Below are 15,445 nucleotides of genomic sequence, written 5' to 3' on the forward strand. Positions count from 1 at the left end.
CAGGCATGACATGAGAGTGGGGATGCGCGTCGTCACAGATTGACGCTGCGGCGAGCTCAGAGCGAGGAGGAGGCGAGCATCACTGCTCGCTGCTACCGCCCTGATTGTCGTCATAACGGCTCGGGCCGCCGTGGGGGCGCGGGGCCATGGAGACCCGTGGCTTGCGGGCGCGCTGGATGCTGACCGCCGGGCGACCTGAGTGCATGGCGATGGTGGAGATCTTGGCCTTGTAGACCAGTTGCTGATTGCCATGGGCATCGGTCAACAGCACGCTGTACTGGTCGAAGCCGCTGATGGTCCCCTCCAGCTTGATGCCGCTCACCAGGAAGATGGCGACCTGACTGCGGTTCTTGCGCAACCAGTTGAGGGCAGAATCTTGCCCGTTCCCAAGAGAGAAGGCCTGCTCGATGGTGGAGTAGCTTGGGGATTCAGTTGTCATAAATTATTGTCCCGCGGAAAAAAAGTGGCGTTTGATTGTGCTAAATGGTCACAGGCTTGTCAAAGTCATTCTCACCCCGCCGCCAAAGCATCGGTGAACAGGGGCTGATGTGCATGGGCTTGAGCAAATCTGCAGATAAATATGCCCCTCTTCCCTGGATGCAGAGTCGATCGATGCGACAAGACCCCCTTTCCAGGTCGCACCTATGCCCATGTATCTCGCGTCCCTTAAGGCCCTGTACATGAACAGGGCTGGTGGTTAGCGGCGGTGGCTGCAATAATTGGCGCCTCTGGCCGTTCGCGGCCTCATGCTGGGGTCTTATCTTGCATCCGGTTTCACACCAACACCCAATTACCTATACCCATGACGCGACCGCGTGCGAAGAGTGTGACCTGCTGGTGCCGGCCACCGCGCTGGCCGTGGGGGAGACGAGCAGCTGTCCCCGTTGCGGTCACACCCTGAGTGCACACCTGCCGCAGCAGGAGCGCAGGCCCATCGCCTACGGCTTTGCGGCGCTCATCATGTTCGTGCTCTCCAATGCCTTCACCTTCATGTCCTTCTCGGCCAAGGGAGTGGGGCAGGAGATGACCTTCCTGCAGTGCATCACCACCCTGGTGGATCAGGGCTATCTGTTTCTGGGGGCCGTGCTGAGCCTGACCCTGATCGGCCTGCCACTGGTCTATATCGGCTCCATCATGCTGGTGCTGTGGCGGCTCGACAAGGATCTGCACAGCAATGCCCTGCGCTCCCTCGGCCGACTGCTGTGCCGGATCAAACCCTGGCTGATGGTGGATGTCTTCCTCATCGGGGTGCTCATCTCCCTGGTCAAGCTGATGGGCATGGCGGACGTCAAGATGGGGCTCTCGTTCTGGGCCTTCGTGGGCTACACGGTGCTGCTGATCAAGATGATCTCGTCCCTGGACCGGATGTGGCTGTGGCAGCGGCTGTTCGGCACGACCGAAGTGAGGGAACTGGATCCCGAGGCCAGTGCCCTGGCGTGCGGGCTGGTGGGTTGCCACATCTGCGGCGCGCTCAATGACGGCGATGCCCATAGCTGTTCCCGTTGCGGCGATCGTCTCCATCACCGCAAACCAGGCGGTCTGAACCGCACCTGGGCACTGCTCATCACCTCGGTGATCCTCTATATCCCTGCCAACCTTTATCCCATCATGGACACCGTCTTTTTGGGGGACGACACTCCCTCCACCATCATGGGTGGTGTGGTGTTGCTCTGGGCCATGGGCTCCTACCCCATAGCCGCGGTGATCTTCTTCGCCAGCGTGGTGGTGCCCCTGGTGAAGATACTGGCACTGCTGTGGCTCTGCTACATGGTGCAGCGTGGCCGGGTCGGTTCTCCCCTTGGCAAGCTCAAGCTCTATCGCATGACCGAATTTGTGGGACGTTGGTCGATGATCGACGTCTTTGTGGTGGCCATATTGGCTGGCCTCATCCGGCTCGATAATCTGATGACCATCTACCCGGGCCCCGCGGCCATTGCTTTTGCCGGGGTCGTTTTAATCACCATGGTGGCCGCCATGAGTTTCGATTCCCGCCTGATCTGGGATTTACAACAAGGAGAGCGCGAACGTGAGTGAGCGTAAGACGAGGTGGAAACCGGGCTCTGACTTTATGAGCTCGGCCGCCGCTATCTGGATGGTGCCACTGCTGGCGCTGTTCATCGGAGCCTGGATGCTGTTCCAGCACTGGTATTCACAGGGCCCCAGCTTCACCCTGACGGTCGCCACCGCCGAGGGCATAGTGGCGGGCAAGACGGTGATCCGCTCCCGTGAGGTGGAAGTGGGTCGCATCGAGGCGGTGGAGCTCAGCGACGACTACAGCCATGCGGTGCTCAAGGCTCGTCTGACCAATGCCGCCGCCGGCATGCTAAAGAAGGACAGCCAGTTCTGGGTGGTCAAACCCAGGGTCGGACGGGAAGGGGTGTCGGGTCTTGGCACCCTGCTCTCCGGGGCCTACATCGAACTCGCCCCGGGCAAGAAGGGCAAGGCGCGCGGTGAATACGCCATGCTGGACAAGCCCCCGCTCGCCTCGGTGGACGCCAAGGGGCTGAGGCTCTCCCTCAGCAGCCGCGATGCGCGTGCCCTGGGGGTCGGCTCTCCCATCAGCTATCAGGGCTTCACCATAGGCCAGATAGAAGAGGCCAAGTTCCTGCCCGAGAAGAGCGAGATGCAGTACCAGCTCTTTATCAATGCCCCCTACGACATCCTGGTGAGCAGCAACTCCCGCTTCTGGCTGACGCCGGGCTTCGAGGTCTCCATGAGCAGTGAGGGGATGAAGGTGAAGATGGACTCGCTGGAGAGCCTGCTTGACGGCGGCATCACCATGGGGTTGCCGCCAGGCTGGACACCCGGTGAGCCGGTCAAGCAGATGGACAGCTTCACCCTGTTCCAGGACGAGGCGAGCGTGCTGGCCGGTAGCCTGGATCAGTTCATCGACTACGTCTTCCTGTTCGAGGACAACGTGGGTGGCCTGCACCCCGGGGCGGCGGTGCAGTACCGCGGCATCCGGGTCGGCACCGTCATCTCTGCCCCCTACCTCATCGACGACAAGGGGGTGCAGATCTTCCAGAGCCGGCAGATCCCCGTGCTGGCTCGCATCGAGGTGCAGCGCCTCTCCCATCGCTACGCCAATGCGGAGCGGGAGCAGTGGCGTGCCCTGTTCAGCAAGCAGTTCAAGGAGGGATTGCGGGCCAGTCTCAAGACGTCCAGTCTGCTGACCGGCGGCAAGGTGGTGGATCTCAACTTCTATCCGGATGCCCCCGCCTATAAGCCCATCAAGCTGGCAGGCTATCAGGTGTTCCCGACAGTGCAGGCCGGGCTGGATCAGATAGAGCGCAAGGTGAACCTCATCCTCGACAAGTTCGTCGACATGGACATGGCCACCACGCTGACGCAGGTGAATACCACCCTGGCGACCCTGGACAAGACCCTCAAGCACATCAAGGCCGTGAGTGCCAATCTGGAGCAGTTCACCGGTCAGCGTTCGACCCAGCAGTTGCCCGAGTCGCTCAACCAGAGCCTCAAGCAGTTGCAGGAGACAATGCAGGCCTATGATGCCGGCTCCCAGACCAACCAGGAGCTGCGTCAGTCGGTGCAGTCTCTCAATCAGCTGATGGGGGAGTTGCAACCCCTGGTCCATTCACTGAACGAGCAGCCCAGTTCGCTGATCTTCGACCGCTCCCATCCCCAGGATCCTGAGCCCAAGCGAGGAAAATAATGATGTCCCTGACTTTGCCAACCCTTAATCGAGAGGCCAAATTCGTAGATCTTCGACCGCATCCATTCCCCCAGGATCCTGAGCCTAAGCGAGGAAAATGATGAAAAAACGGATGATGACCCTGGCCTTGCTGGGCCTGCTGGCGGGATGCAGCGCTGCCCCGACGACACTGCACTACTACTCGCTGGATGCGGAGATCCCGCAGTCGAACGGCGTCACGGCGCAGCCCCAGCACCAGCTGGTGCTGCGTCCCGTCGCCCTCTCTGGCCAGTTGGATCGGATGAGCCTGGTCTATCAGCTGGAGGGCAAGGAGCTGCACTTTGCCGAGTACCATCGCTGGGCGGGTTCGCTCGACGCTCAGCTGAACCAGCTCACCCTCAATGGCCTCTCCAGCCGGTTGCCGGGCTGGGTAGTGCGTCAGGACGGGGCCCGCAAGGGACCTGTGCTGACCATCTCGGTTGAACGCTTCCAGGGGCGGCACGATGGTCGCGCCCTGCTCAGCGGCCGCTGGCGCTTGTTGACGGAGGAGGGGGTGGTACTGCGGGACGTGCCCTTCCAGCAGGAGCGGGTCTTGCCGGCCGATGGGTATGGTGCCCTGGTCGACGAGCTGGGGCAGGGCTGGCAGCAACTGCTCGATCAGATAGCGGCGGATGTACGCACTCGCAGCTGAACGGGACAATGAAAAACGGGAGGCCTGGGCCTCCCGTTTTGTTATCTGACGCTGGGTTATTGCTGAACTTCCGATACCCCTTGTACCTTGACCTCTACCCGGCGATCCGGGGCCAGGCAGACGATCAGGTCACGCCTGGACTGGTTGGTGCAGCTCTCGCCAGTGACAGGAGAGCTCTCGCCGTGCCCTTCCACGTTGACCTTGCCGGCAGGCAGCCCCTTGCCAACCAGATAGTCGGCGACTGTCTGTGCGCGCTGCTCGGACAGCTTCTGGTTATAGGCATCGGAGCCGAGACGGTCGGTATAGCCAATGACGGTGGCAGAGCCATCCTTGGGTCTGGCTTCCTCAATCTGGGTGTAAAGGGTATCCAGTGCCTGGCCGGCTTCCGGCTTGAGGGTGGCCTTGTTGAAGTCAAACAGCACATCCGAACTCAGGGTGAACTGCTTGTCGACCACCACGGGCTCGGGTGCCGGGGCCGGGGCTGCAACCGGCATGGCCGGCGGGACCTGGCCGAAGCGATAGACGGCGGCCAGGGAGAGCAGGCCGTTGTCCATGCGCAGGCCTGTGTCTTCACGACTGCCGTAAGGGGTGCTGTATTGGTACTCGAGACGAGCTGCCCAGTCCAGGTTGAAGGCGTACTCGGCGCCAAGCGCACCGACGAAGGTGAAGTCGTTGTCGTTGTCCAGCTTGTCACTGCTGGTCCAGCCGTAACCACCGCCGACGCGACCATAGAGATCCAGGTTTTCAGCTACCGGGAAGCCGAGCTTCAGGGTCAGCTGCGCCAGCTGCGCCTCGACATCGTCGTTGAAGACGGCTGCATTCCGGGTGCCGTTGTATTTGAGTTTGCCAAGGTAGTCGTAACCGAGTTCGATCCCCAGGTTCTGGTTGATCTGGTAACCGGCGAAGACACCGGCCCCCACTTCGTCGTCATCCTTGTCTTCGGTGGAGATGCTGTTGCTCTCGTCGACGCCGTAGAAGTTGGACCAACCCAGTTTGGCACCGCCATACCAGGTATTGTCTTGTCCGGCTGCCTGAGCGTTGGCCGCAAGCAAGCCTGAAACCAGCAAGGTAATCAGTGTTTTGTTCATATGAAGCCTCTGCAATTTGTCTGTGGGAGAGATCGAATTTGTGTCGCCTCGCCTCATGGGTTGGGCCTGTGTCTAGCCACAACATGTTTAAACGTAGCTCGCTTTTTAAAATCCACAAGCAACTGATATGAAACATATTGTGATAACCATCTGCATCATAGTGGAGTCGGCTGATGACCGTGGGGGCATGACCCGATTCTGTGATGAGTGTCATACGAGTTTTGTTGGTTCGCTGTGGGAAACAACTGGCTCCAATGAAGAGGCCGACGTGAAGTCGGCCTCTTGCATCTGCTTGCACATCACTGGGGGATGAACTCGTACTCACGTTCGATGAAGGTGGCGGCGCGCTCGCTCAGGGCGGCGTGCACGGCCGTGGTCGGGTGGACCTGATCCCAGAACATCTTGCCTTCACAGTTGAGCTCGCTGGCGCTGCGGCGAGTCATCGGACTGGCAACGGCCTGAGCCAGCAAGGGGTTGCCGGCGATGGCGAGGCGCTCCTGCGCATTGAAGGGGGCAAGCTGGCTGTCTGTGGTGGCACTGCGGGACGAGAACGGCTTCCACACATAGCCCCCGCCGTAGCAGGCGTTCTCTGTGTCACTCAGGCCGAAGTTCTGCGGATCCCGCAGCATCTCGGCGAATTGCTTGTCGATCTCGAACAGCTTCACCATGCCGGTAGGGGCCAGCTGGCGTGCCAGGTTCAGCAGCAGCTCGTTGTGATAGCGGGAGACATGGCTGGCCGCCTCCACCACCTTCTGGCTGCGAGCCGAGGGGTTCTGGCCCAGATCCGGCAGGTTGAACAGCAGGATCTGTTTTGCCCCATGAAGCACCATGCGGTTGGCCGAGTCACTGATGACGTCGCGCACCCGCTTGGCGTCCAGCTCGGTATTCCAGCCATAGGCCAGATAGTCGTTGGCGCCGACCCAGAGGATCACCAGATCGTCCTCCTTGAAGCTGTCCTTCTCCAGGAATTGGGTGATCTCATAGTCCAGATTGTTGATGACCTGATACTTGGGATTCCAGGAGATCTTGTTGTAAGCCACGGCAGTGGCACCGCCTTCCGCTTCATTGACTATTTTCAGCCCCGGGAACGGCTGGGTCAGCTGCTCCAGCCAGACGGGGCCGTTGGAGAAGCGGCCCTGGTAGTAGGGCGGGCTGGAGGGAAGATAACCGCGCATCTTGCCGTACATCTTGCCGGTGTCGGAGAGGCTGTCGCCGAACATCACTATGCGGGAGAAGGGGGGGCGCGTCTCGGCGGCATGGGCCGTCAGGGCGAAGAGCCCCAGTAAACACAGAAGCCATTTGTTCATCTTGCTGTTCTCATGGAGTGGATGCAGGCGCTGCCTGCGGGCTGTTCCTCGAAGGCAAGGGGCTGGGGACCCCTGTTGCCAGGCTGCACGGTATCCACTCGAATACAATCTTGCAGCAAGCCATGGGCATTAAATCGATTGCGGTCACACTGGTCTCCCCTGGATGGGGGAGGCTTCACGTTTGTTTCACGCCAGCCCGGGCAAGATGCCTGCATACCCCAATGACAGGAGCGTGAAAATGAACAAAGCAAAGGTAATCGGCCTGGTGGCCCTGATGTCCGTCTCTTCTTTCGCCATGGCGGCCTACACCGGTCCCCAGGAGCAGAACAAGGTCTCGGTCGCGCAGTTGAAAGACGTGGCAGATGATCAGTGGGTGACCCTGGAAGGCAAGCTGGTCAAGCACCTTGGCGGCGAGAACTACACTTTCCGCGATGAGAGCGGCGAAGTGGAAGTGGAAGTGGACGGGGACGTGTGGCGCGGCGTCGAAGTGGGCCCGAACGATCTGATCCGTATCCGCGGCGAGGTTGACCACAGCTGGAACAAGACAGAGGTCGAGGTCGAGCACCTGGAGAAGGTAGGTGCCGCTCCCCAGAGCAAGGGCGGCTTCATCGCCAAGTAAGTTTGCAGACCATGCAGGCAGCAAGGGCGCTACATAAGCGCCCTTGCTGTTTTTGTGGCTGCCGTCAGCCCGCCCGGACGGCGACGGTACGCTTGAACCCCTTCTCGGCCTGATTGACCTTGTAGAGGTAGCGACGGGCCTCCGCCTTGGGGTGCTGCTCGGTCAGCACCTGATAGACAGCCTCGGGAGAGAGGCGGTTAATCATGTCAGGGGCTGCCTTGCGGTTGCTGGAGAAGGTGTTGAGCACCCCGCCCGCACCGCCGTTGTAGGCGGAGATCACCGCATAGCGACGGGATTGGGGATCCTGGATATCCGCCAGATAGACGGTCTGCAGCAGGTGCAGATAGGCAGTCCCCACGTCTATGTTGTAGGCCGGATTGAACAGATCCTCCCGGGTCGGCTGGCCGTTCTTGCCCTTGACCCGCACATAAACGTCCCGTCCGGCGGTGGCCGGGATCACCTGCATCAGGCCATAGGCATTGGCATGGCTGACCGCATAGGGGTTGAAGCTGCTCTCTGTCTTGATCACCGCATAGATCAGGCTCTCGGCGACCCCGTATTTGCGGGAGGCCTCGCGGATGATGCTGGCGTACTTGTAGCCGCGCTTGTCCTCATGGTTGGCCACCATGGGGATGTCGACGAAGAAGATGGTGCGAATGCCGAGGGTGCGCTTCTTCATCGCGCTGGCCAGCAGGTAGTCGGCATAGCGCTCCGCGCGCCAGCCGGAACGGATGGCCTGACCCTGGGTGTCCAGCACCTGGCCATAGAGGAAGGGCTCGCCACCCGGCATGATCTCTCTATCCGAATAGAGATCCACTTCCGCCGGATCGTCCGGGGTCAGCAGCGTCTCTATGATGGCGCGGCGCAGGTGGGCGCGGGGATCTATGCCCGAGACAGTCTCCACCATGATGTGGCCGCTGGAGAAGTCGACGTGGGCCCGGCTCTTGTATTGATCCGTGTATTTGACGTAGTCAAACTTGCCCGCAAACAGTGCCTCGCGTCCCCATATCTCGTTCACGTTATGGGAGAGCGCACTGATCATGTGTTCGAAGCCGCGGATGTCCTTGCCGTTGACCAGATCCTCGTCTTCTGCCCCGGGTTTGGGAGAAGAGGAGCAGGCAGAGAGAAACAGCAGGGCGCACAGCAGCCAAAAAATTCGACCCATAAGATCCTCAAACTGGGCGGTGGGGCCGCCCGTCACTCATTTGCCTTGAACCAGAAGAGGGCCAGCCGTCGATGGGCACTCACCTGGATCACGGGGACAACGCATTGGCACAGTGCCGGGAGCCCCATGGCCACAGATGCCGGGCTTCGGCACTCTGCGCCCTGCTCGCCGACTCGGTTTACTGGCTGGGAGGGGTGTAACCGTCGATGGCCACTTCACCCGCTTCAAACAGGTAGTTCACCATCTCTTTTTCCAGCAGCTGGCGATGCTCGAGATTCATCATGTTCAGCTTCTTCTCGTTGATCAGCATCACCTGTTTCTTCTGCCATTCGGTCCAGGCTTCCTTGCTGATGTTGTCGAAGATCCGCTTGCCGAGTTCGCCGGGATAGAGTTGGAAATCCAGGCCAGGACCCTCTTTTTTCAGACGCTGGCAAAATACGGTACGGCTCATGTTGACCTCTGTGGTTGTAAGTCCGGGTAGGCGAGCAGGCGGGCCGTGGCGGCCGCCAATCCCACCTCGGCAGGATGGCGTAAGTTATACCAGAGTCGGGAATCCGCTTCCATGAGCAAGGGAGGCGGCGGGGCAGCCATTTCGATCAGCAAGGGCCGAATATCGAGGTGGAAGTGACTGAAAGTGTGGCGAAATCCAGCGAGCTCCCGGTAGTCGGTCTCATCGAGTCCCAGCCCCTGCAGGCGTCCTTCGATCTCGGCCAGGGACTCCACTTGGGGGAAGCAGTAGAGGCCGCCCCAGATCCCCTGGGGGGGCCGCTTCTCCAGCAACAGCTGGTCGCCGTGGCGAATGATCAGCATGATGCCGTTGCGGGCCGGAATGCTCTTCTTCGGTTTGCTGTTGGGGTAGGCGGTGGGGTTGCCCTGCGACAGCCCCTGGCAATCGGCCTGCACCGGGCAGCGTTCACAGGCGGGCTTACTGCGGGTGCAGACGGTGGCGCCCATGTCCATCATGGCCTGGTTGTAGTGGGCCACCCCGAGCCGCGGGGTGAGGCGGGTCGCCAGCTCCCACAGATCGTTCTCCACCTGTTTCTGGCCGGGCCAGCCCGGCAGCGCCAGCCAGCGGGTGAGCACTCGCTTCACGTTGCCGTCCAGAATGGCGTGGGGCTGCCCAAGGGACAGGGAGAGCACGGCACCTGCGGTGGAGCGGCCTATCCCGGGCAGGGCCATCACCTCGTCCAGCCGCTCCGGAAACAGGCCGCCGTGCAGATCGCGGATCTGCTGGGCCGCCTTGTGCAGGTTGCGGGCACGGGCGTAGTAACCGAGCCCGGTCCAGTGGTGCAGCACCTCGTCGATGGGGGCGTCGGCCAGCGCCAGCACATCGGGGAAGCGGGCCATAAAGCGTTCGTAATAGGGGATCACCGTAGCGACCTGGGTCTGCTGCAGCATGATCTCGGAGACCCAGACCCGGTAGGGGGTCTTGTCCTCCTGCCAGGGCAGGGTCTTGCGGCCGTGGATCTGGTACCAATCCAGGATCCGGGTGGCGAAAGTGCTGTTATCTGAGTTGCTCACATTATTCTCATATTATTGATTTAAAACAAAATTAACCCACGTGTAGCAGTCTTTGTGCTGATACCAGTACAACGCACGGGTGGCGAAAGTGCTGTTATCTGAATGGCTCACGGTGTTCTCATGTTTTGATTAAAAAGGGGAGCTCTCGGGCTCCCTCTTGAAATGCCGGCCAGGCCCGCAGGCCCGGCTTGCCATTGTGGCTCGCTCAGCCGCGCCAGTCCTGCAGCGCCTTGAGGCTGACATGCTGACCGCCGACCTGCAGGATGATGTAATCCTGGGCGATGGCGACCAGCAGCACCCCGGGGGCGACCTCGCTGCCCTCGTGCAACTCCCGCCCGTTGAGCACCACGGCGCGTTTGGCCGGGTCGGAGGAGAAGTTGTGGGCGCCATAGGTCAGGGGAAGTACCTGCTGCTTCAGCGCAGGATCCAGGGCGCTGATCGGCATGGCGCCGGACTGGGGCTGGGCCTGGGGTGCCGTCTCTTCCACCAGGGGGGTGTTGTTGAGGGCCATCATGATGCGCTCTGCCAGGCTTTGGGTGCCGTTGCCGGCGGTTGCCGTCGCGGGAGCCGCGGCAGCGGCTTTGGGCTGCACCACGGGCTCAGGCAAAGGCGGGGGCAGCGGGCGGGTGATCATGGGTCTGGGCTCGACCCGCACGAAGGGGGGCGTCACCACCTCCTTCACCTCGATCTGCTGTTCGATGGGCTTGAGGTGATAGAGGTGCCAGCCATAGTTGGCGGCCGCCCCCATGATCAGGGCAAGGGGCGCCAGCAGCCACCAGATCCAGCGGCGGTCAGGCTCCTCCTCCTGGCTCACGGGCAGGCCCATGAGGGGCATGTGGGGGGTAAACTGGGGTTGATCGGCGCGGCGCAAGGCCTTGAGCAGGGTAGACATCAGGAGGCCTCCTCCACCAGGGGATCCATGGTGTCATCCACCACGGCATCCAGATCGACAGGGGTGCTGGCACGCAGGGATTCATCCTCCAGCCTCGGCATGGGTTCACCGGCCACGGCATTCAGGCGCAGCAGGGTATTGCTGCCGGCGATGCCGTCCGGGGTCAGTCCCTGCTCGCGCTGGAACTGCTGCAGCTTGTTCTTGAGGGTGGCATCGAAGCGGCTCACCTTGCGATCCGGTTGCTGCATGGCGCGGCTCAGCGCATTGTCCAGCCACTGCACCTGGGTTGCACCGGCATTACTGCCGATCAGGGTCACCCCGCCCTTGGGCATGCGCCACAGCAGGGTATAACTGCCCCCCCAGGCGTCGGACAGCCACTGCCTGTCCACCTGCCAGCTCTGATTGCCGATGAGCAAGGAGGCCTTGTCCGGCCCGAGACTCACCAGGGTGGCATAGTAGAGGCCGCCGGTCTCGTCGGTCAGGCTGATGAGGGCCGGGTGTTGCAGGGCCTGCAGTTGTGCCAGGCTGGCTTCCCCCTCCTGGCAGCGCAGCCCGGCGCGGGGGGCATCGTCACAGGTCGACTCCTCCAGCTCGGTCTGGTAGCCCCACACCCTGTAGAGATTCTGCATGGCCACACCGGGGTCCAGTGCCTGATTGATGGCGCGGGTCAGCTGCTCCTGCTGCTCAGGGGTGTCATCCACCTTGACCGGCACTTCCACCTTGACCAGGGGGCGGGTCGGGAAGACCCCGAACCACTGCCAGCCCCACCAGCCGGTGGCGACCAGCAGGGCGCCGGCCAGCGCGACCAGCAGACCGGATTGCCAGGTGCCCTCGTCGCGAATGCCGCTCACCTCATAGGCCGACTGGCTGATGTCGCCGTGCACTATCTTGTGGCTGCCGCGGGCGAAGGCGGCGATCAGGGCGCGATCGCAGATGAGGTTGATGAGGCGCGGGATGCCGCCGGAGAGGCGATGCAGAGTCTGGATCGCCTTGGGGGTGAAGATGGGCTGGACGCAGCCTGCCACCTGCAGCCGGAAGCGCACATAGGCATCCACGTCCTGGCGGGAGAGCGGCAGCAGGTGATAGCGGGCCGTGATGCGCTGGGCCAGCTGGCGCAGCAGGGGCTGGCGCAACATCTGTTGCAGCTCCGGCTGGCCGATGAGCACCACCTGCAGCAGCTTCTTCTCGTCTGTCTCCAGATTGGTGAGCAGTCGTAACTGCTCCAACACGCCGGGGAGCAGATGCTGGGCTTCATCCACCAGCACCACGCTGCGCTTGCCCGCCGCCAGATTGGCCAGCAGGTGGTCGCGAATGAGATCGAACAGCTGCTTGAGGCTGGCCTCCTGGGCATAGGGCAACTGGAACTCGTCACAGATGGCCGCCAGCAGATCCCGCTCAGTCAGGGAAGGATTGAGGATGTAGGCGATCTCGGTCTCGGCGGGCAACTGCTGGAGCAGGCAGCGGGAGACTGTGGTCTTGCCCGTCCCCACTTCCCCCGTCAGCAGCACGAAGCCGCCACCGTCCTGCAACCCGTAGTTGAGGTGGGCGAGGGCCTCCCCGTGACGTTCGCTCATATAGAGGTATTTGGGGTTGGGCGAGATGGAGAACGGGGGCTCCGACAGACCGAAGAACTGTGTGTACATAAGGATCCATTCCATTGTTATGGGCGGCAGGTTAAAGCCTCCCCAGAGGGATGTCAAAGACCCGGACGCCATAAGAGGGGCATCATAGCCGGTGCCTCAAATGCCGGTGGTGATCGCGCCCGGATTATGGCGATAAGCGGCCATCTTCCGGTGCTTTCTCCCGGGTTGGCGGGCGGGCCTCTTGCGGGCGCATCGTCTATGACGGCCAAAAGCGGTATCATCGAGGCAGGTTTATCGAGGGAGAGTGCGCGTGCAGATTTATCTGGTTGGGGGGGCGGTCCGTGATCGTCTGTTGGGATTGCCCCAGGGGGACAGGGACCATCTGGTGGTCGGTGCCACAGTGGAACAGATGCTGAGCCTGGGGTTCACCCAGGTCGGCCGCGACTTTCCGGTGTTTCTCCACCCCAGCACCCAGCAGGAGTACGCCCTGGCGCGCACCGAGCGCAAGCAGGGGCAGGGCTATACCGGCTTCGTCTGCCACGCCGCCCCCGAGGTGACGCTCGAACAAGATCTGCTGCGCCGGGATCTCACCATCAACGCCATCGCCGAAGACGAGAGCGGGCAACTGCACGATCCCTATGGCGGCCTCCGGGATCTGGAGGCGCGGCTGCTGCGCCACGTCTCCCCGGCCTTTGCCGAGGATCCCCTGCGCATCCTGCGGGTGGCGCGCTTCGCCGCCCGTTTCCATGAGCAGGGTTTCGTGGTGGCCCCCGAGACCCTGGCCCTGATGCGGGAGATGACCGACGCCGGCGAGCTCGCCCACCTGACCCCGGAGCGGGTCTGGAAGGAGCTGGAGAAGGTACTGCTGGGGCAGACCCCCAGGGTCTTCTTCGAGGTATTGCGCGACTGCGGCGCCCTCAAGGCGCTCTTCCCCGAGCTGGACGCCCTGTTCGGGGTGCCGGCCCCCGCCAAGTGGCACCCTGAGATAGACACCGGCATCCACACCCTTATGGTGCTGGATCAGGCCTGCCAGCGCTCCCCGGATCTGCCGGTCCGCTTCGCCGCCCTCTGCCACGACTTTGGCAAGGGCCTGACCCCGCCCGCGTTCTGGCCAAGCCATCACGGCCACGGCCAGAAAGGGTTGCCGCTCATCCGGGATTTCTGCGAGCGGTTCAGGGTGCCGAACGACTGCCGCGACCTGGCCCTGCTGGTGAGCGATCTGCACACCCACATCCACATCGCCTTCGATCTCAAGCCGCCGACCCTGCTGAAGGTGTTCGACAAGGCGGATGCCTGGCGCAGGCCGGAGCGCTTCGCCCAGCTGCTGGATGCCTGCCGCGCCGACTTCCACGGTCGTACCGGTTTCGAAGAGAAGGTCTACAGCCAGCCGGACTATGTGGCCCAGGCCCTGGCGGCGGCCCAGGCTGTGCCGGTCAAGGAGATAGTAGCGGCGGGCTTCAAGGGGGAGGGGATCCGCGAGCAACTCGCCAAGCGGCGGCTCGATGCCATCAGCCGGGTGCGCGACGAGTGGACCTTTATCGACGAATAAGCGTCGATGAGCTAAGCGTCAGCGACCGTTTGAGGCAACGCAGAGGCATAAAAAAGCCCGGGTCAGTGACCCGGGCTTTTTGCTGTGAGGCTGCTTAAGAGAAACAGGCCTGCAGCACATAGAAGATGGCGATGGCCAGGATGGCGCCGGCGGGCAGGGTGATGACCCAGGAGACCACTATGTTGCGCAGCACGCCCAGGTTCAAGGCGGCTATGCCACGGGCCAGACCCACCCCCATCACTGCACCGACCAGAGTCTGGGTGGTGGAGATGGGCAGACCTGTACCCGAGGCGATCACCACTGTGGCGGCGGTAGCCAGCTGGGCGGCGAAGCCACGGCTCGGGGTCAGGTGGGTGATGCCGGTGCCGACGGTGGCCATTACCTTCTCACCCATGGTGGCCAGACCTATGACGATACCTATGCCGCCAAGGGGCAGTATCCACCAGGCGATGTGGGAATTGCCGGTGATCTGGCCGGCACTCTCGACTGTGGATACCACGGCGGAGAGCGGGCCAATGGCGTTAGCCACGTCGTTGGAGCCGTGGGCGAAGGCCATGGCACAGGCGGTGATCACCATCAGGATGCCGAACACCTTCTCCACGTTGGCGAAGTGCATCTTGTTGTCATCCTGCGGGTTGTACTGCTGACCGCGAATGTAGAACCAGCCGCCGATGGAGAGGGTTACCGAGATGGCGATGGAGAGCAGTATGCCCTCGCCGTCGCTCAGGTGCAGACCTACGTGGGTCAGCCCCTTCTTGATGGTCACGAGACAGATGACCAGCGCGGTCAGGAACATGTAGAAGGGGACATAGCGCTTGGCGTTGGCCAGCGGGTTATCGGTGTTGAAGATGAGCTTCTGCACGCTGATGAACATGAAGTAGGCGATGATGCCCGAGATGGCCGGTGTGACTACCCAGGAGCCGACTATGCCGCCAAACTTGCTCCACTGCACCGCTTCCGGGCCGACGCTCACCACGGCGAAGCCGACGATGGCGCCGATGATGGAGTGGGTGGTGGAGACGGGCCAGCCGAAGTAGGAGGCCAGGATCAGCCAGAGGCCGGCCGCCAGCAGGGAGGCTATCATGCCAAGCACCAGCAGATCCGGGGTATCGGTGAAGGCATTGGTATCTATGATGCCGTTGCGGATGGTCGCCGTGACTTCGCCACCGGCCAGATAGGCACCGGCGAACTCGAAGATCATGGCGATGATGATCGCCTGACGTATGGTCAGAGACTTGGTGCCGACCGATGTGCCCATGGCGTTGGCGACGTCGTTCGCACCTATGCCCCAGGCCATCAAAAAGCCGAACAAGGCCGCCACGAGCACCAGGGTGGTGCCGTAATTTGCGATAATGTCCATTAGTAGTGTTTACCCAGT

14 protein-coding genes are annotated in these 15,445 nt (G+C 62.1%); 5 read left to right on the plus strand and 9 right to left on the minus strand.

The features are described 5' to 3' along the window. Positions 1–79: 79 nt before the first annotated feature. A complete protein-coding gene (gene hfq / locus G4923_RS15385) occupies positions 80–439 on the minus strand; it encodes an RNA chaperone Hfq (RefSeq protein WP_106885723.1) in 360 nt (119 codons plus the stop codon). 323 nt (positions 440–762) lie between these two features. On the opposite strand from hfq, the gene G4923_RS15390 reads away from it, so the two are divergent. The 3 genes from G4923_RS15390 to G4923_RS15400 all read left to right on the plus strand — a co-directional run bounded on the left by G4923_RS15390 (position 763) and on the right by G4923_RS15400 (position 4,343). Beyond that, on the plus strand, positions 763–2,034 hold the full coding sequence (locus G4923_RS15390; protein WP_163137594.1) for a paraquat-inducible protein A: 1,272 nt from the start codon (positions 763–765) through the stop codon (positions 2,032–2,034). Further along, entirely contained in the window at positions 2,027–3,673 is a 1,647-nt protein-coding gene (gene pqiB / locus G4923_RS15395; RefSeq protein ID WP_163137595.1) for an intermembrane transport protein PqiB, read from the plus strand. The genes G4923_RS15390 and pqiB overlap by 8 nt, the downstream gene beginning before the upstream one ends. Positions 3,674–3,773: 100 nt before the next feature. After that, positions 3,774–4,343 (plus strand): PqiC family protein, encoded by a 570-nt coding sequence (locus tag G4923_RS15400; protein ID WP_163137596.1) that lies wholly within the window; start codon positions 3,774–3,776, stop codon positions 4,341–4,343. Between the two features lie 56 nt (positions 4,344–4,399). Here the strand turns inward: G4923_RS15400 and ompA are convergent, their stop codons facing one another. Next, complete coding sequence (ompA, locus tag G4923_RS15405; protein ID WP_163137597.1) at positions 4,400–5,431, minus strand: porin OmpA; 1,032 nt, start codon at positions 5,429–5,431, stop codon at positions 4,400–4,402. Between the two features lie 299 nt (positions 5,432–5,730). Then, on the minus strand, positions 5,731–6,738 hold the full coding sequence (locus G4923_RS15410; RefSeq protein WP_163137598.1) for an SGNH/GDSL hydrolase family protein: 1,008 nt from the start codon (positions 6,736–6,738) through the stop codon (positions 5,731–5,733). Between the two features lie 238 nt (positions 6,739–6,976). Here G4923_RS15410 and G4923_RS15415 point away from each other — a divergent pair, with 238 nt between their 5' ends. Further along, the gene (locus G4923_RS15415; protein WP_106885729.1) at positions 6,977–7,357 is read left to right on the plus strand and encodes a YgiW/YdeI family stress tolerance OB fold protein; all 381 of its coding nucleotides are present in this window, start codon (positions 6,977–6,979) and stop codon (positions 7,355–7,357) included. 64 nt (positions 7,358–7,421) lie between these two features. Here G4923_RS15415 and mltC read toward each other — a convergent pair whose 3' ends face one another. From mltC to G4923_RS15440, 5 genes are all read right to left on the minus strand, one after another. Continuing rightward, a complete protein-coding gene (gene mltC, locus G4923_RS15420) occupies positions 7,422–8,522 on the minus strand; it encodes a membrane-bound lytic murein transglycosylase MltC (RefSeq protein WP_106885730.1) in 1,101 nt (366 codons plus the stop codon). Between the two features lie 178 nt (positions 8,523–8,700). Beyond that, positions 8,701–8,973 (minus strand): oxidative damage protection protein, encoded by a 273-nt coding sequence (locus G4923_RS15425; protein ID WP_025328361.1) that lies wholly within the window; start codon positions 8,971–8,973, stop codon positions 8,701–8,703. Further along, positions 8,970–10,043: an A/G-specific adenine glycosylase gene (gene mutY / locus G4923_RS15430; RefSeq protein ID WP_163137599.1), complete on the minus strand. Its 1,074-nt coding sequence runs from the start codon at positions 10,041–10,043 to the stop codon at positions 8,970–8,972. The genes G4923_RS15425 and mutY overlap by 4 nt, the downstream gene beginning before the upstream one ends. Before the next feature lie 205 nt (positions 10,044–10,248). Continuing rightward, positions 10,249–10,935, minus strand: a complete 687-nt coding sequence (exeB, locus tag G4923_RS15435) for a GspB family T2SS assembly factor variant ExeB (RefSeq protein WP_163137600.1) — start codon at positions 10,933–10,935, stop codon at positions 10,249–10,251. Continuing rightward, positions 10,935–12,578 carry an ExeA family protein gene (locus tag G4923_RS15440; protein ID WP_163137601.1) on the minus strand — a complete coding sequence of 548 codons (1,644 nt, stop codon included), beginning with the start codon at positions 12,576–12,578 and terminating at the stop codon, positions 10,935–10,937. The genes exeB and G4923_RS15440 overlap by 1 nt, the downstream gene beginning before the upstream one ends. 250 nt (positions 12,579–12,828) lie before the next feature. On the opposite strand from G4923_RS15440, the gene G4923_RS15445 reads away from it, so the two are divergent. Further along, entirely contained in the window at positions 12,829–14,067 is a 1,239-nt protein-coding gene (locus G4923_RS15445) for a multifunctional CCA addition/repair protein (RefSeq protein ID WP_139745302.1), read from the plus strand. 94 nt (positions 14,068–14,161) lie between these two features. Here G4923_RS15445 and G4923_RS15450 read toward each other — a convergent pair whose 3' ends face one another. After that, positions 14,162–15,427: an inorganic phosphate transporter gene (locus tag G4923_RS15450; protein WP_106885734.1), complete on the minus strand. Its 1,266-nt coding sequence runs from the start codon at positions 15,425–15,427 to the stop codon at positions 14,162–14,164. Positions 15,428–15,445 lie beyond the last annotated feature (18 nt).

The organism is Aeromonas rivipollensis, assembly GCF_010974825.1.
Classification (GTDB): domain Bacteria; phylum Pseudomonadota; class Gammaproteobacteria; order Enterobacterales; family Aeromonadaceae; genus Aeromonas; species Aeromonas rivipollensis.